Here is a 22648-nt window from a genome sequence, read left to right as displayed (position 1 = left end):
AAGGCTTCCTACTCCCGCCAGTTGGAGAAGGTGCCCGAAGGGCGGATGAGGGCGCTTCTTGCTTTTGGAAGCAAGCGCTTTCGCCGCTTGGGCGCGTCGCTACCGCAGCTTCCGCACCTGCGTGTCTTCCGGCCTCAGGTCGCCGCCGTCGCCGCCTTGGGGTCTCATTGGCGGGACGGGCTTGCCGGTCCTCCTGTCGATGAGCGTCGAGTGCCGCTCGCCGCGGGCGAACAGGTGGCGCTCGCCCCACTGCCTCAAGGCCACCACCACGGGGAACAGGCTCTCGCCCTTGGCCGTCAGCACGTACTCCTGGTAGGCCGTGCCGTCCGAGGCGGCCTGCGTCTCCAGGATCCCCGCGTCGACCAGCGTGCGCAGGCGATCGGACAGGATGTTGCGCGCCACGCCCAGGTTGCGCTGGAAATCGCCGAAGCGACGCAGCCCGTCGAAGGCATCGCGCACGATGAGCAGGGCCCAGCGGTCGCCGACCACGTCGACGGAGCGGGCGACGGGGCAGGGCTGGTCGTTCGGCGGCTTGCGGTCGGGCACGGCGGGCGATCCGGGCGGGTGTCTTGTGGTTGCAATTTAAAACCAATTGGCGCATCGTTCAATCGGTTTTGTTTTGAAACTGGATTACCGCCATGGAAACTTCGTCCCTTGCCGGACCCGCAAACGCCTGCGAAGGAGCGGGCATGCCCCGCGGGCTGGTGTTGTTGTTCGCGGCCGCCAGCGGGCTGAGCGTGGCGAACGTGTACTACGCGCAGCCGTTGCTGGATGCGCTGGCGCGGGATTTCGCCATCGAGCGGGCCGCGATCGGCGGCGTGGTCACCGCCACGCAGGCCGGTTGCGCGCTGGCGCTGCTGTTGCTGGTGCCGCTCGGCGATCGCGTGGACCGCCGGCGGCTGATGGCGGTGCAGTTGCTGGCCCTGGCGGGTGCGCTGGTGGCCGTCGCGCTGGCCCGATCCGCAACGGTATTGCTGCTGGGCATGCTCTGCGTCGGCCTGCTGGGCACCGCCATGACCCAGGGGCTGATCGCGTACGCGGCCAGTGCCGCGGCTCCCGGGGAACAAGGCCATGTGGTGGGCACGGCGCAGGGCGGGGTGTTCATCGGCCTGCTGCTCGCGCGCGTGTTCGCCGGGGGCATCAGCGATCTGGCCGGGTGGCGCGGCGTGTACTTCTGCGCCGCCGGATCGATGCTGGCGATCGCGTGGCCGTTGTGGAGGCGGTTGCCGGCGCTGCCGCCCGCGCCCGGCGGCATGAGCTACCCGCGCTTGCTCGCCTCGATGCTGGCGCTGCTGCGGGAGGAGCGGGTCCTGCAGGTCCGGGGCGTGCTCGCGCTGTTGATGTTCGCGGTCTTCAACATCTTCTGGAGCGCATTGGTGTTGCCGTTGAGCGCACCGCCCCATGGTTTCTCGCACACGCTCATCGGCGCCTTCGGGCTGGCCGGCGTGGTCGGGGCATTGGCGGCCGCGCGCGCCGGCCGGTGGGCCGACCGGGGATACGGCCAGCGCACCAGCATCGCCGCGCTCGTGGTGCTGCTGCTGGCGTGGTGGCCGCTGTCGCTGATGGACCGTTCGCTGTGGGCGCTGCTGCTCGGGATCGTGCTGCTGGACCTGGGCGGCCAGGCGCTGCACGTGACCAACCAGAGCATGATCTTTCGCACGCGGCCGCAGGCGCACAGCCGGCTGGTCGGGCTTTACATGCTGTTCTATGCGGTCGGCAGCGGGCTCGGAGCGATCGCCACGACCTACGCCTATGCCCGCGCCGGATGGCACGGCGTGTGCCTGCTGGGTGCGGCGGTCAGCTTGCTTGCGGTGGCGTTCTGGGGCGCGACGCGGCGCTGCGTGCCGGACGCCTTCCGCCGACGGTAACGTCGCGGCGCGCCGAGCGGTGCTTCGGAAGCCGGGGCCATGAAGCAGAAAACCCCGCAAAAAGCGGGGTTCTTGGCTTGAGTCGTGGTGCCCAGGAGAGGACTCGAACCTCCACGGTTTTACCCGCTAGTACCTGAAACTAGTGCGTCTACCAATTCCGCCACCTGGGCGACTCAGGAGGGGAATTTTGGCCTGGCCGAGAACGCGTGTCAAGCATTCCGAATCCGATGGCGGGTATTCCTTGTCCCGCGCGCGCTCGGCTGGACACAATCGGCGCCACGTACCGGGAGGAGGGTGGCAGATGGCGTACTGGAAACGGGGAGCGCGGGGCGCGCGCGCGATGATGTTCGCGCTGCTGGCGGGGCTGGGCCTGTCGGCGGGCGCGCTGGCGGCCGACGACTTGCCGGTCTCGGCGGTGCCGGCCGACCGGCTGGGCGAGGCGTGGTGGGCGCAGCGCCACCAGCACGTGCTCGAACAGGTGCGTGCGCACCCGGATGCGCCGTTGCTGCTGATCGGCGATTCGATCACCCACAACTACGAGAAGGGCGATCCGCCGGACGAGGATTTCCTGCCGACCTGGAACGCCTTCTACGGTGCGCGCGGCGCGCTCAACCTGGGGTTCAGCGGCGACGGCACGCAGCATGTGCTGTGGCGGCTCGATCACGGCGAAGTCGACGGCCTGCGTCCCAAGGTGGCCGTGATAATGATCGGCACCAACAACACCGGTTGGCTCAAGCAGAGCGCCGAGCAGGCCCAGCTCGGCATCGATGCGGTGGTGGCCAGGCTGGAGCAGAAACTGCCGCAGACGCACATCCTGTTGCTCGGGCTGCTGCCCAGCGACCTGTCGGCCGAGAAGAGCCGCGCCGATGCCGAGGTCAATCGCTACCTGGCCGAGCGCTATGGCGACAACCCGCGGGTGACCTACCTGGACATCGGCTCGGTGTTCGTGCGCGATGGCCGCCTCGACACCACGCGCTTCTACGACACCCGCTTCGATCCGCCGGCCGGCGCGCTGCATCCCGACACGCGCGGGCAGCGGATGATGGCCGAGGCGATCGAGCCGACCCTGGCGCGCCTGCTCGGCGAGCCGCCGCGCGTGCCGATGGCGCAACTGGGCACGTCGTTCAACACGTCGCTGATCCCCGTGCCGCGGCTGGAACAGGATTCGTACGACTGGTTCGCCCGCCACCACGGCGCCCTGGCCGCTGCACGCACGCTCGACCCGGAGGTCGTGATGATCGGCGACTCGATCACCCACTTCTGGTCTGGCACGCCGCGCGGCGTGCGCGCGAGCGGGCCGGAATCGTGGCGCTGGCTGTATGGCGATAGGCGCGTGCTGAACCTCGGCTTCGGCTGGGACCGCACCCAGAACGTGCTCTGGCGGATCCGCCAGGGCGAACTGGACGGATTGGACCCGGAGTGGGTCGTCATCAATATCGGGACCAACAATCTCGCCGGCACCGAGCAGGCGCGCACCAGCACCCCGGCCGAGGTCGCCGAAGGCGTGCAGGCGGTGGTGGCGCAGGTCCGGCAACGGCTGCCCAAGGCGCGGATCGTGCTGATGGCGATCTTCCCGCGCGGGCGCCACGCCGGCGATGCGCTGCGTGCGCCGATCGCCGAGACCAACCGCCTGCTCGCCGCGCATTTCGCCGGCGACCCGTCGGTGCGCTGGCTCGACATCGGCGCGCGCTTCCTCGACAAGGACGGCACGCTGCCGGAATCGCTGTTCCCGGACACGACGCACCCGAACGAGGCCGGCTACCGGATCTGGGCGCAGGCGCTGCGCGAGGCGGGCATCGGCGCCCCGGCCCATTGAGCCGGGCGCGCCAACGAAAAAACCCGCCGCGAGGCGGGTTTCTTGGATCCTGGTGCCCAGGAGAGGACTCGAACCTCCACGGTTTTACCCGCTAGTACCTGAAACTAGTGCGTCTACCAATTCCGCCACCTGGGCAGGTGGGCCGCGAATTCTGGAGGTGAACGCGGTGTCTGTCAATGCCTGCCGGCATGACGGTACGCATGCAGGCGCGCGGTTACCATGGCGCCGATGAAGAAGAAAACGCCAAGCGCCGGCAAGGCGCCCCGCAAGCACGCGACGAAGCAGGCCGCGTCCCCGAAACCGCATGGCAAGGCCGGCAAGCGCGCATTGCCGGCCTGGATGCCGGAGTCGCTCATCGCCCCCGCGCCGAAGGCCGCGAAGCCGGGCAAGGCGGCGGCCGCCGGCAAGCCGCGCGCCGGCAAGTCGCCTGGCGAGGCGCCCAAACCGCGCAAGCCGCTCGGCCCGCCCCCGCAGGCCGGCGGCTTCCACGACCCGCACGCGGCGCGCGAGGCCGAACGCTATGCCGAGCCGATCGCCAGCCGCGAGGCGATCCTGGAATTCCTGGAAGCCTGCGAGGGGCCGCAGACCGCGGAGGAAATCGCCGAACGGCTCGGGCTGCAGGCGCGCATCGAGGTGCTCGGCCGCCGGCTCGGGGCGATGGTGCGCGACGGGCAGCTGGTGCAGAACCGCCGCGGCGGCTTCGCGCCGGTGCGGCATACCAACCTGATCGCCGGCACGGTGATCGCGAACCCGGACGGGTTCGGCTTCCTCAAGCCCGACGAAGGCGGCGACGACCTGTTCCTGCCGCCGTTCGAGATGCGCAAGGTGATGCACGGCGACCGCGCGCTCGCCAACGTCACCGGCATCGACCGGCGCGGCCGTCGCGAGGGCGCGATCGCGCGCGTGCTGGAACGGCGCATGACCCGGCTGATCGGCCGGTTCTTCTACGAACTGGGCATCGCCTACGTCGAGCCGGACGACAAGCGCGTGCAGCGCAACGTGCAGGTGCCGCCCGACGGCACCGGCGGGGCGAGGGAAGGGCAACTGGTGGTGTGCGAACTGGTCGCGCCGCCGGACGGCCGGCGCCCCGCGATCGGCCGGATCGTCGCCGTGCTCGGCGACAAGCTGACGCCGTCGCTGCTGGTCGAGACCGCGATCCACGGCCACAACCTGCCCTACGAATTCCCGAAGGAAGTGCTGGACGAGGCCGCGGCGGTGCCGCTGGCGGTCGAGCCGGCGATGGTCGGCAAGCGCGTGGACCTGCGCCGCACGCCGCTGGTGACCATCGACGGCGAGGACGCCAAGGACTTCGACGACGCGGTGTACTGCGAGCCGAACAAGGACGGGTTCCGGCTGGTGGTGGCGATCGCCGACGTGTCCCACTACGTGCGGCCGGGGACGCCGCTGGACGACGAGGCGCAAAAGCGCGCCACCTCGGTGTACTTCCCGGGCTTCGTGGTGCCGATGCTGCCGGAGACGCTGTCCAACGGCATCTGCTCGCTGAACCCCAAGGTCGACCGGATGTGCTTCGTCTGCGACATGCAGGTGGACCGCAAGGGCGAAGTGACCGGTTCGCGCTTCTACGAGGCGGTGATGAACTCGCACGCGCGCCTGACCTACACGCAGGTCTGGAAGGCGGTGGGCGAGGACGACGCCGAGGCGAAGGCGGCGATAGGCCCGCTGCTGCCGCAGGTGCAGCGGTTGCACCAGCTCTACCAGGTGCTGGCCAAGGCGCGCGCGCGGCGCGGCGCGATCGAGTTCGAGTCCTCGGAAGTGCGCTTCGTGCTCGACAATCGCGGCGAGGTCGCCCAGGCCGGGATGCTGGTGCGCAACGACGCGCACAAGCTGATCGAGGAATGCATGATCGCCGCCAACGTCGAGGCGGCGAAGTACCTGCTGGGCGCGCACATCCCGGCGCCGTACCGCATCCACGAGCGGCCGCCGGAGCACAAGTACGAGGACCTGCTGGAGTTCCTCAAGGAGTTCAAGCTGAGCCTGCCGCCATGGGGCAAGGTCAAGCCCGGCGACTACACCAAGCTGCTGAAGAAGGTGCGCGAGCGCCCGGATGCGGCGCTGCTGGAGTCGGTGCTGCTGCGCAGCCAGAGCCTGGCGGTGTACTCGCCGGACAACAGCGGCCACTTCGGCCTGGCGCTGGAGGCGTACGCGCACTTCACCTCGCCGATCCGCCGCTACCCGGACCTGCTGGTGCACCGCGCGATCAAGTACGGGCTGACCGGCGGCCGCCCGGACAAGTACCTGTACACGCCGCGCGAGATGGCGGCGCTGGCGCTGCAATGCTCCGAGCGCGAGCGCCGCGCCGACGAGGCCGAGCGCGAGGTCGACGAGCGCTACCGCGCGGCGTGGATGGAGAAGCACGTCGGCGGCCGCTTCGACGGCGTGATCAGCGGCGTGACCAGTTTCGGCCTGTTCGTGGAACTGGACGAGTCGAAGGTCAACGGCCTGGTGCACGTCACCCAGCTGCCGCAGGACTATTACCACTTCGACGCGGTGCGCAAGACGCTGACCGGCGAGCGCCGCGGCATGGAGTACCGGCTCGGCGACCGGGTACGCGTGCTGGTGCTGAAGGCCAGCATGGAGGAGCGCAAGATCGACTTCCGGCTGGTGGAGCGGCTGGACCAGCCGGAACCCGAAGACGGCCTGCCGCCGCTGCCGCCGCGCGGCAAGCCGGCCAAGCGGACCAAGCAGAAATACTGAGAGGGCGACCATGACGGACGAATACAGCGGCGGATGCCAGTGCGGAGCGGTGCGTTTCCACGCGCGCGGCACGCTGGACCATGCCTCGATCTGCCATTGCCGGATGTGCCAGAAGGCGTTCGGCGCCTACTACGCGCCGCTGGTGTCGGTGCGCGGCGCGGAATTCGCCTGGACGCGCGGGGAGCCGAAGCGCTTCGCCTCCTCGAACCTGGTCAAGCGCGGCTTCTGCGCCGAATGCGGCACGCCGCTGACCTACGAGGCGCCGGACGGCATGGCGATCGCGGCCGGCGCGTTCGACCAGCCGGAACGGCTGCCGCCGACGCTGCAGTACGGCCTGGAAGCCAAGCTGCCGTTCGTCGATACCCTGCATGCGCTGCCCGGCACGCGCACCGAGCAGGACGTGGAGGCGACGGAGTTCCTGGCGCGGCTCGTGTCGAACCAGCATCCGGACCACGACACCCAGCGCTGGCCTTGATGAGTTGGAGCATTATTCGTGGGAGGGACTTCAGTCCCGACAGGGGTTGTCTTCCAAAAGCGTCGGGACTGAAGTCCCTCCCACAATGAAGACCCCTTCCTGAGGTGGAGCATGGCGGCGATGCCCGCCAGCGCCTACCATGCCCGCTTTCTTTTCCAGTAGCCCGCCATGAGCAAGCAGAACCAGTGGATCGTCGGCGTCAACGCCGTCGCTTCCTCGATCGAGAACGATGCCGACAACGTCCGCGAGGTCCTGGTCGAGGCGGGCAGCAAGAACCCGCGCCTGACCGAGATCGAGGAGAACGCCCGCCGCAAGGGCATCGACGTGCGCCGGGTCAATGCGCAGGCGCTGGACGGCGTCGGCGGCGGCGTCCGCCACCAGGGCGTGGCGGCCCGGTACGCCGCGGCGCGAACCTGGAACGAGAACGAGCTTGAAGGCCTGGTCGAGGCCGCCGGGGGCAAGGCGCTGCTGCTGGTGCTCGACGGCGTGCAGGACCCGCACAACCTCGGCGCCTGCCTGCGCAGCGCGGCCGCGGCGGGCGTCACCGCGGTGGTCATCCCCAAGGACAAGTCGGCCACGATCAACGCCACGGTGCGCAAGACCTCGGCCGGTGCCGCCGACCGCATCCCGGTGGTGGCGGTGACCAACCTGGTGCGCTGCCTGCGCGACCTGCAGAAGCAAGGCGTATGGATCTACGGCCTGGCCGGCGAGGCGGAAGGCTCCCTGTATGCGCTGGACCTGCGCGGCAACGTCGCGCTGGTGCTGGGAGGCGAGGCCGACGGCCTGCGCCGGCTGACCCGCGAACAGTGCGACCAGTTGGTACGCATCCCGATGCCGGGCGAGATCGAGAGCCTGAACGTGTCGGTCGCGGCCGGCGTGACGTTGTTCGAGGCGGTCCGGCAGCGCGGCTGAGGCCACGGCGTTCGCTCGAAAGGTGGCGGCCGGGACAGGGCTTGGCCGCGATGGCCAGGGAAACCGAAGCCTCGCGTGCCGCGCGCGCCTTGCGGATGCGACTTGGCTAGCCGGCGCCTGCCGCGCCTGTTGGCCAGGCATTGGCGATCTTGCAGAACAGCCGCGCGGTCTGCTCCGTGTCGTAGACCGCGCTGTGCGCGTCGGCCGCGTTCCACTCCAGCCCGGCCGCCTGCACCGCGCGCGCCAGCACGGTCTGGCCATAGGCCACGCCGGCCAGCGTCACCGTGTCGAACACGCTGAACGGGTGGAACGGGTTGCGCTTGTGCGCGGTACGCGCGACCGCGGCATTGAGGAAGTTGAGGTCGAAGTGGGCGTTGTGGCCGACCAGGATCGCGCGCTGGCAACCGTAGCGCTTCACCGCCTCGCGGACCGGGGCGAACACGTGGTCCAGCGCGGCCTTTTCCTCCTTGGCGAAGCGGAACGGATGGTCGAGCACGATGCCGGTGACTTCCAGCGACTTGGGATCGATATCGGTGCCCGGGGCGGGCACCACGTGCGCGCTGGTGGTCTGGCCGGGCCGGAACAGCCCGTTCTCGTCCATCTCGATCGGCACGCAGGCGATTTCCAGCAGGGCGTGCCGGTTCCAGTCGAAGCCGCCGGTCTCCACGTCCACGACCACGGGAAGGTAACCGCGGAAGCGTCGCGACATCGGGATCACGGAGGGGGCGGGTGGGGTTTCGACGTTGTTGCTCATCGCAATAGCCTAGCAGGTCGAAAAACATCCGCCGTTGCGGGCCTGGCCCCTTTCCTGGCTGATTCGATGCGGCGCGGGATACGGCCGGGCCCGTTCCATGCTTCCCGTGCCGGCCCCGCATCAGGGCGCGGTGCCGAGGATCGTGCCCTGCTCGCGCAGCCGGTACAGCAACTGCGCGCCGTCTTGCAGGAAGGCTTCGCGGGCGGATGCGCCGGCTTCGGCGGCGAGCCGTTCGAGCGTGCGCCTGCCGCTGCCGGCCCCGGCTTCGCCCAGCAGCGCGACCAGGCGGGCGGCCAAGGGAGACAGTTCGGCGAAGCGCACCTGGCCGTCCCGGCGATGCGCCAACAGCCAGGTCGGGGCGGGCGGCGGCGCCTCCGGCTGGAAATCGGGGCCGATCCGGTGCACGGGCCAGCGATAGCCGAGCAACCGCACGGCCGGCGACGGCACGGGAGTGCCGGCGAGCAGGTCGCCATCGGGGAGGTGCGGCGGGAGCGGAGCGTCGTCGAGCAGCAAGTCCAGCTCGATCCATTCGTAGTGCGCCAGTTCCGGCAGCCAGGGCGGCAGCGCGGCGGGGTCGCGCTCGTCCAGGTAATCGAGGAACTCCCGGCCTATTTCGGTGAACAGCGGCGAGCGCGCGCGATGGTCGCGGGCGAAGTCGTCGCACAGCCGCCGCCACGCCGCGTCGCCGAGCGTGCGACGCAGCACGGGGAAGTTGCCGGACAGCAGGCTTTCCAGGTTGTTGAGGTAAAGCTCGCGGTAGACCTGCAGCCGCCGCGGATCCATCCCTGCGGGGGCCGGCGCATGCGCGGGATCGCGCAGGTGCGCGGCGAATCCCGCCAGCAGGCGTTCGAGCGCTTCAGGCATGCGCGGCCTGCACGGGGAACGCGCGTTGCAGGTCGCGGACCCGTTCCAGCTCGTCCAGCAGTCGCGCCAGCGGCGGCAGGTTGAAATCCCTTTCCAGCAGGGTGGGGCGCACGCCATGGCGGGCATAGGCGTGCGCGAGCAGCCGCCAGGTGTCGGCATGCACGTCCCGGCCATGGCTGTCGATCTTCAGGCCGGGCGCTTCGTCGTGGTGGCCGGCGACGTGGTAGCTGGCGATGCGCGCGGAGGGCATCGCGTCGATGAAGGCGCGCGCGTCGTAGCCCTGGTTGACCGCGTTGACGTGCACGTTGTTGACGTCGAGCAGCAGGTCGCAGCCGGCCTCGTCCAGCACGGCGCGCACGAATTCCGGTTCGGACAGGCGGGCCTGCCCGGGCGAGGGCAGCTCGGCGTAGTACGAAACGTTCTCCACCGCGATGCGCCGGCCGAGCACGTCCTGCACGCGGCGGATGCGCGCCGCGACGTGGCGCACGGCTTCCTCGGTGAACGGCAGCGGCATCAGCTCGTAGAGCTGGCCATCGTCGCTGCACCAGCTCAGGTGCTCGCTGTAGAGCGCGACGTGGTGACGGTCCAGGAACCGGCGGGTGCGCCGTAGGAATTCCTCGTCGAGCGGCGCGACGCCGCCGAGCGAAAGCGACAGCCCATGGCAGGTCAGCGGATGCCGTTCGGCGAGCGCCTGCAACTGCTCGCCGAGCGCGCCGCCGACGCCGATCCAGTTGTCGGGCGCGCATTCGAGGAAATCGAAGGCGCTGGCCGGGGCTTCCAGCAGTGCGCCGATCAGGCCACGCCGCAGGCCGAGGCCCGCGGCGAGGTGCGGCGCCGCGCCGTCAGAGCGCGCCACCGCATTTGCCTTCGCCGCACTTGCCTTCGCTCATCTGCTTGCCGGAAGCGTCCTTCTTCTTCTCGCTGTGCTTGGCCTTGTCGGCGTGCGCCGGCGCCGGCTCGGAGGCGTCCTGTTTTTCCTGCGGCCTGGGAGCGGCGTCCTGCCGCGGGGCCGGGGTCCGCCGGGGCTGGGGATCCTTCGGCGTGCCGGTCGTGTCCTGAGCGGCGCCCAGGGCGTATCCCTGGGCCAGGTCGGTCATCGCGAAACCCGGCGATGCCAGCAGGCTGCCGCCCACCAGGACTGCGCCCAGGGTCGCCGTACGGTTGATGCGGTTCATGTCGTGCTCCGGTCGCGTGGATGAGCCGGCAGCTTAGCGCGCTCCAGGGGCGCGTGGACGACAAGGGCCCCGCGCTTGGCGGGGCCCTTGTCGTGCCGGGTCAATGGTCGCCGAGGATCACGCTGGCGATGATGCCGGTGGCCACCGCGACCAGGACGTAGTCGTTGTCGACCCGGCGCCACTGGTGGCCGGGCGGCGGCGGCTTGAGGCCGTAGCGGGCGTAGTCGGAGACATAGACGCCGCGATGGTCGCGCGGCAGGCGGTCGCCCTTCTGCCAGCGCTTGACCTGGCCCGGCGGCGGGCCCTTGCCCTTGTCTCCATGGGCGTTGCCGTGGCCGCCGGCATGCGGCGGGGGATCGGCGAAGGCGAGGCCGCTGCCGGACAGCATGGCCACTGCGAGCATCGAAGCGAGGACGCGTTTCATGGGTGGTTCTCCTCTGGGCAGGATCCGCCTGCGGAACGAACGCTAGAGTCCGCCGCGTGAACGCGAAATTAAGTCCCCCGGCCGCCGTGGCCGCCTATTCAGGTTGATTCTCAGGGAGCCACGGTGGTGCTGGTGTCGTCGCGCTTCTCGCGCGGCGGCAGCGGCTGGTCGCCGTTCACCAGGAACCAGACGTTCTCGGCGATGTTGGTGGCGTGGTCGCCGATGCGCTCGAGGTTCTTGGCCATGAACAGCAGGTGCGTGCACGGGGTGATGTTGCGCGGGTCTTCCATCATGTAGGTCAGCAGCTCGCGGAACAGCGCGGTGTACTGCGCGTCCAGACGGGCATCGGCGGTGCGGACCTGCATGGCGGCCTCGGCATCGTTGCTGCGGTAGGCCTGCAGCACCTGGCGCACCTGCTCGGCGGCGAGCTCGCCCAGGGCGCGCAGGCCCACGGTCTGCGGCAGCGGCGGCACGGCGTTGAGCGCGATCGAGCGCTTGGCGACGTTCGCGGCGTAGTCGCCGATGCGCTCGATGTCGGACGGGATGCGCAACCCGACCAGGATCTCGCGCAGGTCGCGGGCCATCGGGCCGCGCAGCGCCAGCCGCATCACGTCGTGGCTGATGGCGTGTTCGAGCGCGTCGATCGCCTCGTCGTTGGCGATGATCCGGTGCGCGGCGTTGTCGTCGCGGCGCTCGACCACGTCGAGCGCGGCCTCCAGCTGCGCCACGGCGGTCTCGCCCATGCGGATGATCTCGGCGACCAGCCGGTGCTGCTCTTCGTCGTAGCTCTTGACGATGTGGTCGTTGGGCAGGTTGTTCATGGCATGTCCGTGATTGGTGATTCGTGATTGGTGATTCGTGGCGGCATCGGTTCGTGGCTGGGGCTTCTTCTGCGAATCGCCAATCACGAATCACGAATCACGGCGGTTCGGCATCAGCCGAAACGCCCGGTGATGTAGTCCTCGGTCTGCTGCTTGGACGGCTGCGAGAAGATCGTCTCGGTACGGTCGTGCTCGATCAGGTCGCCCAGGTACATGAAGGCGGTGTAGTCGCTCACGCGGGCCGCCTGCTGCATGTTGTGGGTGACGATCACGATCGTGTAGTCGTTCTTCAGCTCTTCCACGAGCTGCTCGATGCGGCTGGTGGAGATCGGGTCCAGCGCGGAGGTCGGCTCGTCGAGCAGCAGCACGTCGGGGCGCAGGGCCACCGCGCGGGCGATGCACAGGCGCTGCTGCTGGCCGCCGGACAGGCCCAGCGCGCTCTGGTTGAGCTTGTCCTTGACCTCGTCCCACAGCGCGCCCTGGCGCAGCGCCTGCTCGACGCGGTCGTTCATCTCGCTCCTGGACAGCTTCTCGTGGTGGCGGATGCCGTAGGCGACGTTCTCGAAGATCGTCATCGGGAACGGCACCGGCTTCTGGAAGACCATGCCGACCTTGCTGCGCAGGCGGTTCATCGGGTACTTCGGCGAGAGGATGTTCTCGCCGTCGAGCAGCACGTCGCCGCGCGCCTCCAGCTTGGGATAGAGCGCGTAGATGCGGTTGAAGATGCGCAGCAGGGTGGACTTGCCGCAGCCGGAGGGACCGATCAGGGCGGTCACGCGCTTCTCCGGGATCTCCAGGTTGATGTCCTTCAGCGCGTGGAACTTGTCGTAGTAGAAGTTCAACCCACGCGCGGCCAGCTTGACCGGTGCTGGCGCCAGCGCCGTCTCGCCGGAAACCGGCACGGCGATGCGCTGTCTCATGGCCGCGCTCTGGCCGGCGTTGTGGAGGTCGTTCATGGCGGGCTTCCAGGAAAGGTCAGTCATGGGAAATCTTGTTGCGCAGGAGCAGGGCGCGCGCACCCAGGCTCACCAGCAGCACGAACACGGTCAGCACCAGCGCGCCGGCCCAGGCCAGCACCTGCCACGACTCGTACGGGCTGCCGGCGAACTGGTTCATCACCACCGGCACGCTCGCCATCGGGCGGAACACGTTGGTGTTCCAGTACTGGTTGCCGAAGGCTGTGAACAGCAGCGGGGCGGTCTCGCCGGAGATGCGGGCCAGGGCCAGCAGCACGCCGGTGACGATGCCGGCCGAGGCGCTGCGGTAGAGCACCTGGACGATCACCTTCCACTGCGGGATGCCCAGCGACAGCGCCGCCTCGCGCATCTGCGCCGGCACCAGCCGCAGCATCTCGTCGGTGGTGCGCACCACCACCGGCAGCACGATGAACGCGAGCGACAGCGCGCCGGCGAACGCGGAGAACTGCCCGCCGGTCTGCATCACGTACAGGGTGTAGACGAACAGGCCCAGCACGATCGACGGCGCGGACAGCAGGATGTCGTTGACGAAGCGCACCACGGTGCCGGCCTTGCGCGCGTTGCCGTACTCGGCCAGCCAGGTGCCGGCGGCGATGCCCAGCGGCGTGCCGATCACGATCGCCAGCACGCACATGACGGCGCTGCCGAAGAATGCGTTGGCCAGGCCACCTTCCTGCATCGGCGGCGGCGTCGTCTTGGTGAACAGGTCCAGGCTGATGCCGGCGATGCCCTTGGCGGCCAGGGTCCACAGGATCCAGCCGAGGAAGAACAGGCCGAACAGCGCGGTGGCGCACGACAGCGCCAGCGCGACCGCGTTGACCAGGCGGCGCCGGTTGTACAGGCGTTGCGAGACGGCCGACATCAGTTGCCCTCCTTGCGCGACAGGCGTTGCAGCATCAGCCGCGCGATCGCCAGCACCACGAAGGTGACGATGAACAGCACGAAGCCGAGCAGCAGCAGCGCCGAACGGTAGGTCTCGGTGGCTTCGCCGAAATCGTTGGCGATCAGCGCGGCGATGGTGGTGCCCGGTTCCAGCAGCGACGGCGAGAGCCGCACGGTGTTGCCGATCACGAAGGCCACCGCCATGGTCTCGCCGAGCGCGCGGCCCAGGCCGAGGAAGATGCCGCCGATCACCGCCGAGCGGGTGTAGGGCAGGACGATGTCCCAGCTCACTTCCCACTTGGTCGAGCCGAGCGCGTAGGCCGATTCCTTCAGCCGGGTCGGCACGGTCAGGAACACTTCGCGCATCACCGAGGAGATGAACGGGATCACCATGATCGCCAGCACGAAACCGGCGGTGAGCATGCCGATGCCCAGCGGCGGGCCCTGGAACAGCGGCCCGATCAGCGGCAGCGTGCCGACGTGGTCGTTGAGGAACGGTGTGACGTACTCGGTCATCACCGGCACCAGCACGAACAGGCCCCACATGCCGTAGATGATCGACGGGATGCCGGCCAGCAGCTCGATGGCGGTGCCGATCGGGGCGCGCAGCCAGCGCGGCGCGACCTCGGTCAGGAAGAAGGCGATGCCGAAGCTCACCGGCACCGCGATCAGCATCGCGATCAGCGCGGTGACGATGGTGCCGTAGATCGGCGCGAGCGCGCCGTACTTGTTCTCGACCGGATTCCACTCGGCCGAGTAGAAGAAGCTCAGGCCCTCCATCTGCAGGGCGTGGCGGCCGCCCCACAGCATCGACAGCGCGGCGCTGGCGAGGGCGATCAGGACGAAGACGACGGTGGCGGTCAGCGCCACCTTGAACAGCCGGTCGGCGCGGGCGTCGCGCAGGTCGCGGCCGCGGGGGGCGGTCATCGCTTCGGGAATGACGGTGGCGTTCATTGAGGATTCCGATGTGGAGGGCCGTCGTTCCCGCGCGGGTGAGGATGACTTGCGTCGCCCCCGCGAAGGCGGGGGCCCAGCGACTTGGCTTCTACGCTTCTATCCGTGGATCAGGAGGAGGAAAGCGCAAGTCGCTGGATCCCCGCCTACGCGGGGATGACGATTCGGCAAGGCCATGCGCGCGGCGCATGGGCCGAATCGTCACTTGAACTCAGCCGCCCAATACGCCTCGATCTGCTGCACCAGCTCCGGCGGCAGCGGCACGTAGTGCAGCTCGTTGGCCTGCGGCTGGCCGTTCTCGAAGGCCCACTTGAAGAAATCCAGCGTGGCCTTGGCGCGCGCCGGGTCCTTGGCCTGCTTGTGCATCAGCATGAAGTTGGTGGCGGTGATCGGCCAGGCCTGGTCGCCCGGGGCGTTGGTGATCACCAGGTTGAAGTCCTTGGCGTTCTTCCAGTCGGCGCTGGCGGCCGCGGCGGCGAAGGTCTCCGCGCTCGGCTGCACCCAGTTGCCGGCGGCGTTCTGCAGCGACGCGTACGGCATGTTGTTCTGCAGCGCGTAGGCCAGTTCGACGTAGCCGATCGAGCCCTTGATCTGCTGCACGTAGGAGGCCACGCCCTCGTTGCCCTTGCCGCCGACGCCGCCCGGCCACTGCACCGAGGTGCCTTCGCCGACCTTCTCCTTCCACTCCGGGCTGACCTTGGACAGGTAGTTGGTGAAGTTGAAGCTGGTGCCCGAGCCGTCCGAGCGATGCACCAGGTTGATCTTGGCGTCGGGCAGCTTCACGCCCGGGTTGGCGGCGACGATGGCCGGATCGTTCCACTTGCTGACCTTGCCCAGGAAGATGTCGGCCAGCAGCGCGCCGGTCAGGCGCAGCTTGCCCGCCTCGATGCCTTCCAGGTTGACCACCGGCACTACGCCGCCGATCGCGGACGGGAACTGGCCCAGGCCCGACTGCGCCAGTTCGTCGCTGGCCAGCGGCTTGTCGGAGGAGCCGAAGTCGACGGTGCCGGCCTTGATCTGGGCGATGCCGCCGCCCGAGCCGATCGACTGGTAGTTGATCTTGTTGCCGGTGGCGGCGTTGTAGTCGGCCGACCACTTCGAGATCAGCGGATAGATGAAGGAGGCGCCGGCGCCGGAGATCTCGGCCGCCTTGGCATCGCCGGCGGCGGGGGCGGACGCATTGCCGGCGGCCGGTGCCGCGTCGGCGGGCTGCTGGGCTTCGTTGCCCGGCTTGTTGCAAGCGGTCATGGCCAGGGCGATGGCCAGGGACAGGGCGGCGAGGCCGGCCGATTGCAGTTTCATGCGGTGCTCCATAACGGGTTCTTGCCGGTGATTCCGGCGGGCCACGCTATGAAATGATGTTTTTGTTACATGTTGATTACAGGGCTCCGGGGCCGGGATTCGGGACCTGGGTCGCGGAAAGGCGGGGGGGGGGGCTGCCTCGGAGAGGCGTTGCCCGGGACGGCTCCGGCGCCGGCGGGCTTTGCCGGCCTGTTGCCGGGGCGGAAGTCCCTCCTGCGAAGAGCCGCGAGAGCAGCCGGATCCCGGGTCCCCAAAAAAGACGCGGGCCACGAAGGCCCGCGTCGCGGTGGGCGAAGGGGAGGGAGAGGCGCCCCTTCGCCTGCCTTGGCTCGATTACTTCTGTACCGACTTGGTCCAGTAGGCCTCGATCTGCTGCACCAGCGAGTCGGGCAGCGGCACGTAGTCGAGCTGCTTGGCCTGGGCGTCGCCGTTGGCGTAGATCCAGCGGAAGAAATCGGTGGTGTTCTTCAGGTTGGCCGGCTTGGCCTTCTTGCGCACCAGGATGAAGTTGGTGGCGGTGATCGGCCAGGAATTGGCGCCCGGGGCGTTGGTGATGACCAGGTAGAAGTCCTTGGCGTTGGCCCAGTCGGCGCTGGCGGCCGCGGCGGCGAAGCTCTCGTCGCTCGGCTGCACGAAGCGGCCGGCGGCGTTCTTCAACTGCGCGTAGCTCAGCTTGTTCTGCAGCGCATAGGCCAGCTCGACGTAGCCGATGCCGCCGCGGATCTGCTTGACGTAGGCGGCCACGCCTTCGTTGCCCTTGCCGCCGATGCCGGCCGGCCACTGCACGGTGGTGCCTTCGCCGACCTTGGCCTTCCAGTCCGGGCTGACCTTGGACAGGTAGTTGGTGTAGTTGAAGCTGGTGCCCGAGCCGTCCGAGCGGTGCACGACGGTGATCTTGAGGTCGGGCAGGGTCAGGCCGGCGTTGAGCGCGGCGATCGCCGGGTCGTTCCACTTGGTGATCTTGCCCAGGAAGATGTTGGCCAGGGTCGGGCCATCCAGCTTCAGCGCGCCCGGCTGCAGGCCCGGCACGTTGGCGACCGGCACCACGCCGCCGATCACCGACGGGAACTGCGCCAGGCCGGAGGCGGCCAAGTCTTCCGGCTTCAGCGGCGCGTCGGAGGAACCGAAATCGACGGTGCCGGCCTTGATCTGGGCGATGCCGCCGCCCGAGCCGATCGACTGGTAGTTGACCTTGTTGCCGGTGGCGTTCGCGTAGTCGGCCGACCACTTGGACATCACCGGGTAGATGAAGGAGGCGCCGGCGCCCGTGATGTCGGCGGCCTGCGACGCGAAGGCGAACGAGGCGGCGACGAGGCCGACCAGCACGCGGTTCTTGAGGGAATGCATTCGAGATTGCTCCTAGGGTGGTGGTCGGCGCGACGGCCGACAGCGCCGGCTATTGCAAGTCGATTAGATGAATCTCTCGCTACGGAAGGATGACGTTTGGATGACAGTGCGCTCCGGCACGCTTGTCTTCGAGCGGTCATGGGTGTGACTCAAAACCGTCATGTGTTTGACGGAATCTTCACAAAACGTTTGGCCGCCATTCGCGTGACGGTGCGGGCGTTACCTGAAGCCAAAACCACCCATGGAGAAATCCCAGATGCGTTCCCATTTGCTCGCCACGGCGATCATCGCCAGCCTTGGCCTGGTGTCCACCGACGCCTTCGCCGCCAAGGCGACCACCCCGGCGGCGACTGCTGCACAGCTCGAGCAGTTGCAGGCCCAGATCGCGGCCCTGCAGGCCCAGGTGCAGGCGTTGCAGGAGCAGACCCAGTCGCTGCAGACCCAGTCCGACGCGCAGTCCGAAGTGAATGTGGTGCAGGCCAAGGCGGCCGAGGACGCGCAGGCCGCCAGCAGCAAGGTCGACAAGCTCGCCAAGCTGGTCAACGACACCAAGATCGGTGGCCGCATCTTCTTCGACGCGACCAGCATCGACCAGAAGAACAACGGCACCAAGACCGCCAACAGCGGCACCGGTTTCGACGTCACCCGCTTCTACCTGACCTTCGACCACACCTTCAACGAGGTCTGGTCGGCCAACCTGACCACCGACGCGCAGTACCTGTCGTTCGGTTCGGGCGCGGGCGCCAACCAGCCCAACAGCGTCGAGGTCTTCATCAAGAAGGCCTACGTGCAGGCCAAGTTCAGCGACGCGCTGTTCCTGCGCGCCGGCGCGGCCGACACGCCGTGGATCCCGTTCGTCGAGAAGTACTACGGCTACCGCTACGTGCAGAACACCCTGGTCGACCGCCTGTCGTACGGCACCTCGGCGGACTGGGGCATCCATGCCGGCGGCGACGCCAACGGCTTCAACTACGCCGCCTCGATCAGCAACGGCCGCGGCTACCGCAACCCGAGTCGCAGCAAGGGCGTCGATTTCGAGGCGCGCGTGGGCTACGCCCCGACCCAGAACACCGTCATCGCCGTGGGCGGCTACTCCGGCAAGCGCGGCCTGGAGACCGAACTGGTCGATCCGCCGCACACCGCCGAGCGCATCAACGCCATGGCGGCCTACGCCTCGTCGAAGTTCCGCTTCGGCGGCGAGTGGTTCCAGGCCAAGAACTGGGCCGTCACCAACGTCGCCGACGACAAGGCGCAGGGCTGGTCGCTGTGGGCCAACGTGGCGCTGACCGACGGCGGCATCAACGCGTTCGGCCGTTACGACAAGGTCGACACCAGCAAGCAGGTGAACCCGGATTACCAGAACACCTACTACCACCTCGGTGTCGAGTTCCCGATCACCAAGGGCATCAAGCTGGCCACCGTGTACAAGCACACCAAGGCCGACACCGCCAACGAGCTGAAGACCAACGAGTTCGGCGTGTTCGGCGACGTGCAGTTCTGATCCGGCTCGCCTATGCGATCGCGACGGCGGCAGGGTGACCTGCCGCCGTTTTTCGTTGCGCACTGCGTCGCGTGCGAACGCGACGAAGATCACGCGCGCTGTCGCGCGCCGCATCGCCTGCGCGCGGATGCCCGCCGCGGTGCGTCCGGAGCCTTGCCGCAACCGCCGGCACGGTCGCGGCGTGACATCGGTCGCGCGCGGGGTGAAGGCATATTTCACGCAGATGTCTGCCGGCTGATCGAGCCGCGCATTCGCCATGAAATCCGCGTTTTTGTGCTCTGCAGCACTTGGCCCGCCGCGCGCGTCTCGCGTAGCTTCCGGGGCATGTTGCCGCGCGTGTTCCATTGTCTTCTCGTCTTCATGCTGGTCATGGCCCTGGTGCCTGCGACGACGTTCGCGGGCGAGTGCCAGGGCGTGCTGGCCGAGCCGGATTCGCCGGCGAGCCACGACCAGGCCTGCGCGCCCGAGGACCCGGAGCCGGCGGCCGACGAGGCGATGCTGCCGCGCGCTCCGTTCCAATCGCATCGCCCGCACGCGACGCTGTCCGGAACCCGCCTGCTGGAACCGCCGGGCAGCGCCTGGCCCGAGCCGCTGCACCGGCCTCCGATCGGCGCCCGCTGACGCGCCGTCCTCCCGCGACACCGCCCTTGTTCCCGCCTTCCGCGGCCCGCGCCGCGGACACGGCCCCTGCATGCCTGGAGCATTCCCCCAATGGAAAGCATGATCGAAGGTTTCCGCCATTTCCGTCAGCACGTCTATCCCGGCCAGCGTGACCTGTTCCGCCAGCTGGCCGCCGGCCAGAAGCCGCACACCCTGTTCATCACCTGCGCCGATTCGCGGGTGATGCCGGAACTGATGTTCTCCGCCCGGCCGGGCGAACTGTTCGTCTACCGCAACATCGGCAACGTGGTGCCGCCGTACTCGCAACACGTCAGCGGCGTGGTCGCGGCGATCGAGTACGCGGTCGCCGTGCTCGGGGTCCGCCACGTGGTGGTCTGCGGCCATTCCGACTGCGGTGCGATGAAGGCCGTGCTCAAGCCGGAATCGCTGCAGGGCGTACCCTCGGTGGCGGCGTGGCTCAAGCACACCGACAGCGCCCGCCACGTGGCCGTCCACCACGGCCATGCGCCGGACAGCGAACAGGCGCTGGCCTGCCTGACCGAAGAGAACGTGGTGGCCCAGCTGGACCATCTGCGCACGCAGCCGGTGGTGGCGTCGCGGCTGGCCGCCGGCACGCTGCGCATCCATGGCTGGATCTACGACATCGCCCATGGCGAGATCCGCGCTTTCGACGCGCGCAGCGGCCGCTTCGTGCCGCTGCTGATCGAAGACGGTCGCACGCCGGAGGCCACGCCGCCGCCGCGGTTGGCCCTGGAAGCCGCGCTCGAAGCCGAAACGGCGTGAGGAGCGCGGCCATGCGATCCCCGTCGATTCGCGACTACTTCCGGCAGCGCCTGTTCGGGCGCGACCTGCTGGCCTCGATGGTGGTGTTCCTGGTGGCGCTGCCGCTGTGCATGGGCATCGCCATCGCCTCGGGGGTGCCGCCGGCGGCCGGGTTGATCACCGGCATCGTCGGCGGCCTGGTGGTGGGCGTGCTGGCCGGGTCGCCGCTGCAGGTCAGCGGCCCCGCCGCGGGCATGGCCGTGCTGGTGTTCGAACTGGTGCGCCAGCACGGCATCGCCGCCCTGGGCCCGGTGGTGCTGCTGGCCGGCGTCATCCAGCTGCTGGCCGGGCTGTGCCGGGCCGGCGTGTGGTTCCGCATGACCTCGCCGGCGGTGGTGGCCGGCATGCTGTCGGGCATCGGCATCCTCATCATCGCCTCGCAGGCGCACGTGCTGATGGATGCGGCCCCCAAGGCGCGTGGCCTGGAGAACTTCGCCGCGTTGCCGGGCGTGCTCTGGCGCGCGCTCGACCAGGGCGTCGGGCGTACCGCGCTGCTGGTCGGCCTGGGCACGATCGCGATCATGCTGGCCTGGGACAAGCTCAGGCCGGCGCGACTGCGCTTCGTGCCGGGCGCGCTGCTCGCGGTGGTGGGCATCACCGCGCTGGCGCAGTGGCAGGGGCTCGCGGTCGCGCGCGTCGACGTGCCGGGCAACCTGCTCGAGGCCATCCGCGTGCCGGGCTGGGCCGACCTGGCCGGCCTGCTCGACACCACCTTGCTGGTGTCGGCGATCACCTTCGCCTTCATCGCCAGCGCCGAGACGCTGCTTTCGGCGGCGGCCGTGGACCGCATGCACACGGGAGCGCGCACGCAGTACGACCGCGAACTGGCGGCGCAAGGCGTCGGCAACATGGTCTGCGGCGCGCTCGGCGCGTTGCCGATGACCGGCGTGATCGTGCGCAGCGCGGCCAACGTGCAGGCCGGGGCGGCGACGCGGATGTCCACCATCCTGCATGCGGGCTGGCTGCTGGTGTTCGCGATGCTGCTGCCGTGGCTGCTGCGGATGGCGCCGGTGGCGTGCCTGGCCGGCATCCTGATCTACACCGGCGTCAAGATGGTCAACCTGCGCCAGGTGCGGACGCTCGCCGCCTACGGCCGCGGCACGGCGGCGATCTACCTGGCGACCATGCTGGCGATCGTTGCCACCGACCTGCTGACCGGGGTGATCGTAGGCTTCGCGCTGTCGCTGCTGCGCCTGTCGCTGCATTCCTCGCGGCTGAAGGTGAACGTCCATGAGCCGGAGGGCGAGGGCAACCGGCTCGTGCTGGCGCTGGACGGCTCGGCCACCTTCCTGCGCGTGCCGGAGATGGCGCGCACGCTGGAGCAGGTGCCGCCCGGGCGCGAACTGCACCTGGACGTGAGCCGGTTGCGCCATGTCGACCACGCCTGCCTGGAGCTGCTGCGCGACTTCGCCCGCAACGCGGCCGCGCGCGGCAACACGCTGGTGGTCGACTGGCAGGCGCTGGAGACGCGTACCGAAGGACGCGGGCCGGCGCGCGTGGGGCTCAATCCGGCGTGACCGGTGCGGGACCGCGTGGGCGCCGCGTCGAAGATGCGGCGCCTACGCGGCCTGCGTCTTGTCCTTGTACTTGCACAGGTCGCGGATCACGCACTGCGGGCAGTCCGGCTTGCGCGCCTTGCACACGTAGCGGCCATGCAGGATCAGCCAGTGGTGCGCGTCCTGCAGGAACTCGGCCGGCACGCGCTTGAGCAGGGCATCCTCGACCGCGCGCACGTCCTTGCCCGGCGCCAGCCCGGTGCGGTTGGAAACCCGGAAGATGTGCGTGTCCACCGCCATCGTCGGTTCGCCGAAGGCGGTGTTGAGCACCACGTTGGCGGTCTTGCGGCCGACGCCCGGCAGCGCTTCCAGCGCGGCGCGTTCGCGCGGGACCTTGCCGCCGTACCGTTCCACCAGGATGCGGCAGGTGGCGATCACGTTCTTGGCCTTGGCGTTGAACAGGCCGATGGTGGAGATGTAGCGCTTCAGTCCGTCCTCGCCGAGATCGAGGATCGCCTGCGGCGTGTTGGCGACCGGGTACAGCTTGCGGGTGGCCTTGTTGACGCCGACGTCGGTCGCCTGCGCCGACAGGATCACCGCCACGAGCAGTTCGAACGGCGTGGAGTATTCGAGTTCGGTGGTCGGATGCGGATTGAGTTCGCGCAGGCGCGAGAACATCTCCACGATCTCGGCCCGGGTCATGGTGCCGCCGCGGCGCGTGGCCGGCTTTTTCGCGGCGCTCGCGCCGGCGGACACCGCGCCCTTGCGCCGGGCTTCTTTCTTGGTGCTCATGATTGTCCTTTCGCGGCCGCCTTGGCCTTGGCGCGTGCCAGGATCGCCGCCGCCAGCGGCGGCAGCGCCGGCGCGGCGGGCCGGTCGGGCGCGGGAGGCGGCGCGCGGCGCGCCTCGCGTTCGGCCGCGC

Annotated in this window: 22 protein-coding genes and 2 tRNA genes; 9 read left to right on the top strand and 15 right to left on the bottom strand. The window is 69.2% G+C overall.

Going from position 1 to position 22648, the window contains the following annotated elements; all coding sequences use genetic code 11:
- Window positions 1–99: 99 nt before the first annotated feature.
- Window positions 100–546, bottom strand: a complete 447-nt coding sequence (locus FD678_RS09470) for a winged helix-turn-helix transcriptional regulator (RefSeq protein WP_140722073.1) — start codon at window positions 544–546, stop codon at window positions 100–102.
- Window positions 547–689: 143 nt separating this feature from the next.
- Between FD678_RS09470 and FD678_RS09465 the strand changes: the two genes are divergently transcribed.
- On the top strand, window positions 690–1868 hold the full coding sequence (locus FD678_RS09465) for an MFS transporter (RefSeq protein ID WP_218569628.1): 1179 nt from the start codon (window positions 690–692) through the stop codon (window positions 1866–1868).
- 85 nt (window positions 1869–1953) lie between these two features.
- Here the strand turns inward: FD678_RS09465 and FD678_RS09460 are convergent.
- Window positions 1954–2038 (bottom strand) — tRNA-Leu (locus FD678_RS09460).
- Between the two features lie 131 nt (window positions 2039–2169).
- Between FD678_RS09460 and FD678_RS09455 the strand changes: the two genes are divergently transcribed.
- Entirely contained in the window at window positions 2170–3684 is a 1515-nt protein-coding gene (locus FD678_RS09455) for a GDSL-type esterase/lipase family protein (RefSeq protein WP_177497696.1), read from the top strand.
- Window positions 3685–3734: 50 nt separating this feature from the next.
- On the opposite strand, the gene FD678_RS09450 is transcribed toward FD678_RS09455, so the two are convergent.
- Window positions 3735–3819: transfer RNA gene (locus FD678_RS09450), tRNA-Leu, on the bottom strand.
- Between the two features lie 93 nt (window positions 3820–3912).
- Here FD678_RS09450 and rnr point away from each other — a divergent pair.
- From rnr to rlmB, 3 genes are all read left to right on the top strand, one after another.
- Complete coding sequence (gene rnr, locus FD678_RS09445; protein WP_140722067.1) at window positions 3913–6399, top strand: ribonuclease R; 2487 nt, start codon at window positions 3913–3915, stop codon at window positions 6397–6399.
- A 10-nt stretch (window positions 6400–6409) separates the two neighbouring features.
- Window positions 6410–6874 carry a GFA family protein gene (locus tag FD678_RS09440; protein ID WP_140722064.1) on the top strand — a complete coding sequence of 155 codons (465 nt, stop codon included), beginning with the start codon at window positions 6410–6412 and terminating at the stop codon, window positions 6872–6874.
- 168 nt (window positions 6875–7042) lie between these two features.
- Window positions 7043–7786: a 23S rRNA (guanosine(2251)-2'-O)-methyltransferase RlmB gene (gene rlmB / locus FD678_RS09435; protein ID WP_140722060.1), complete on the top strand. Its 744-nt coding sequence runs from the start codon at window positions 7043–7045 to the stop codon at window positions 7784–7786.
- 106 nt (window positions 7787–7892) lie between these two features.
- Here the strand turns inward: rlmB and rnt are convergent, their stop codons facing one another.
- From rnt to pstS (FD678_RS09380), 11 genes are all read right to left on the bottom strand, one after another.
- The gene (gene rnt, locus FD678_RS09430; protein ID WP_177497694.1) at window positions 7893–8540 is read right to left on the bottom strand and encodes a ribonuclease T; all 648 of its coding nucleotides are present in this window, start codon (window positions 8538–8540) and stop codon (window positions 7893–7895) included.
- A 120-nt stretch (window positions 8541–8660) separates the two neighbouring features.
- Window positions 8661–9404 carry an HvfC family RiPP maturation protein gene (locus FD678_RS09425; protein WP_140722054.1) on the bottom strand — a complete coding sequence of 248 codons (744 nt, stop codon included), beginning with the start codon at window positions 9402–9404 and terminating at the stop codon, window positions 8661–8663.
- Window positions 9397–10260: an HvfB family MNIO-type RiPP peptide maturase gene (locus FD678_RS09420; protein WP_140722051.1), complete on the bottom strand. Its 864-nt coding sequence runs from the start codon at window positions 10258–10260 to the stop codon at window positions 9397–9399. The genes FD678_RS09425 and FD678_RS09420 overlap by 8 nt, the downstream gene beginning before the upstream one ends.
- Window positions 10247–10579: a hypothetical protein gene (locus FD678_RS09415; protein WP_140722048.1), complete on the bottom strand. Its 333-nt coding sequence runs from the start codon at window positions 10577–10579 to the stop codon at window positions 10247–10249. The genes FD678_RS09420 and FD678_RS09415 overlap by 14 nt, the downstream gene beginning before the upstream one ends.
- A 100-nt stretch (window positions 10580–10679) precedes the next feature.
- Complete coding sequence (locus FD678_RS09410) at window positions 10680–11003, bottom strand: RcnB family protein (RefSeq protein WP_140722045.1); 324 nt, start codon at window positions 11001–11003, stop codon at window positions 10680–10682.
- Between the two features lie 110 nt (window positions 11004–11113).
- The gene (phoU, locus tag FD678_RS09405) at window positions 11114–11824 is read right to left on the bottom strand and encodes a phosphate signaling complex protein PhoU (protein WP_140722043.1); all 711 of its coding nucleotides are present in this window, start codon (window positions 11822–11824) and stop codon (window positions 11114–11116) included.
- Between the two features lie 113 nt (window positions 11825–11937).
- Window positions 11938–12780: a phosphate ABC transporter ATP-binding protein PstB gene (pstB, locus tag FD678_RS09400; protein WP_140722040.1), complete on the bottom strand. Its 843-nt coding sequence runs from the start codon at window positions 12778–12780 to the stop codon at window positions 11938–11940.
- Window positions 12781–12799: 19 nt separating this feature from the next.
- Window positions 12800–13663: a phosphate ABC transporter permease PstA gene (gene pstA, locus FD678_RS09395; RefSeq protein WP_140722037.1), complete on the bottom strand. Its 864-nt coding sequence runs from the start codon at window positions 13661–13663 to the stop codon at window positions 12800–12802.
- Entirely contained in the window at window positions 13663–14637 is a 975-nt protein-coding gene (pstC, locus tag FD678_RS09390) for a phosphate ABC transporter permease subunit PstC (protein WP_140722034.1), read from the bottom strand. The genes pstA and pstC overlap by 1 nt, the downstream gene beginning before the upstream one ends.
- 201 nt (window positions 14638–14838) lie before the next feature.
- Window positions 14839–15939, bottom strand: coding sequence for a phosphate ABC transporter substrate-binding protein PstS (pstS, locus tag FD678_RS09385; protein WP_140722031.1), 1101 nt, complete (start codon window positions 15937–15939; stop codon window positions 14839–14841).
- A gap of 333 nt (window positions 15940–16272) precedes the next feature.
- Window positions 16273–17286, bottom strand: coding sequence for a phosphate ABC transporter substrate-binding protein PstS (gene pstS, locus FD678_RS09380; protein ID WP_140722028.1), 1014 nt, complete (start codon window positions 17284–17286; stop codon window positions 16273–16275).
- 256 nt (window positions 17287–17542) lie between these two features.
- Between pstS (FD678_RS09380) and FD678_RS09375 the strand changes: the two genes are divergently transcribed.
- The 4 genes from FD678_RS09375 (at window position 17543) to FD678_RS09360 (ending at window position 21747) form a co-directional block, all read left to right on the top strand.
- The gene (locus FD678_RS09375; protein ID WP_140722025.1) at window positions 17543–18787 is read left to right on the top strand and encodes a porin; all 1245 of its coding nucleotides are present in this window, start codon (window positions 17543–17545) and stop codon (window positions 18785–18787) included.
- A gap of 12 nt (window positions 18788–18799) precedes the next feature.
- Window positions 18800–19408 carry a hypothetical protein gene (locus tag FD678_RS09370; protein WP_140722022.1) on the top strand — a complete coding sequence of 203 codons (609 nt, stop codon included), beginning with the start codon at window positions 18800–18802 and terminating at the stop codon, window positions 19406–19408.
- A gap of 99 nt (window positions 19409–19507) precedes the next feature.
- Entirely contained in the window at window positions 19508–20191 is a 684-nt protein-coding gene (locus FD678_RS09365; RefSeq protein WP_256661900.1) for a carbonic anhydrase, read from the top strand.
- Between the two features lie 11 nt (window positions 20192–20202).
- A complete protein-coding gene (locus FD678_RS09360) occupies window positions 20203–21747 on the top strand; it encodes a SulP family inorganic anion transporter (protein ID WP_140722016.1) in 1545 nt (514 codons plus the stop codon).
- Between the two features lie 42 nt (window positions 21748–21789).
- On the opposite strand, the gene nth is transcribed toward FD678_RS09360, so the two are convergent.
- Window positions 21790–22428, bottom strand: coding sequence for an endonuclease III (gene nth, locus FD678_RS09355; protein ID WP_218569691.1), 639 nt, complete (start codon window positions 22426–22428; stop codon window positions 21790–21792).
- Between the last annotated feature and the right edge of the window lie 220 nt (window positions 22429–22648).

Origin of the sequence: Pseudomonas sp. Hp2 (genome assembly GCF_006386585.1) — a bacterium.
In the GTDB taxonomy this organism is placed as follows: Bacteria; Pseudomonadota; Gammaproteobacteria; order Xanthomonadales; family Xanthomonadaceae; genus Pseudomonas_S; species Pseudomonas_S boreopolis.
This window is presented reverse-complemented; position numbering and strand designations above follow the sequence as displayed.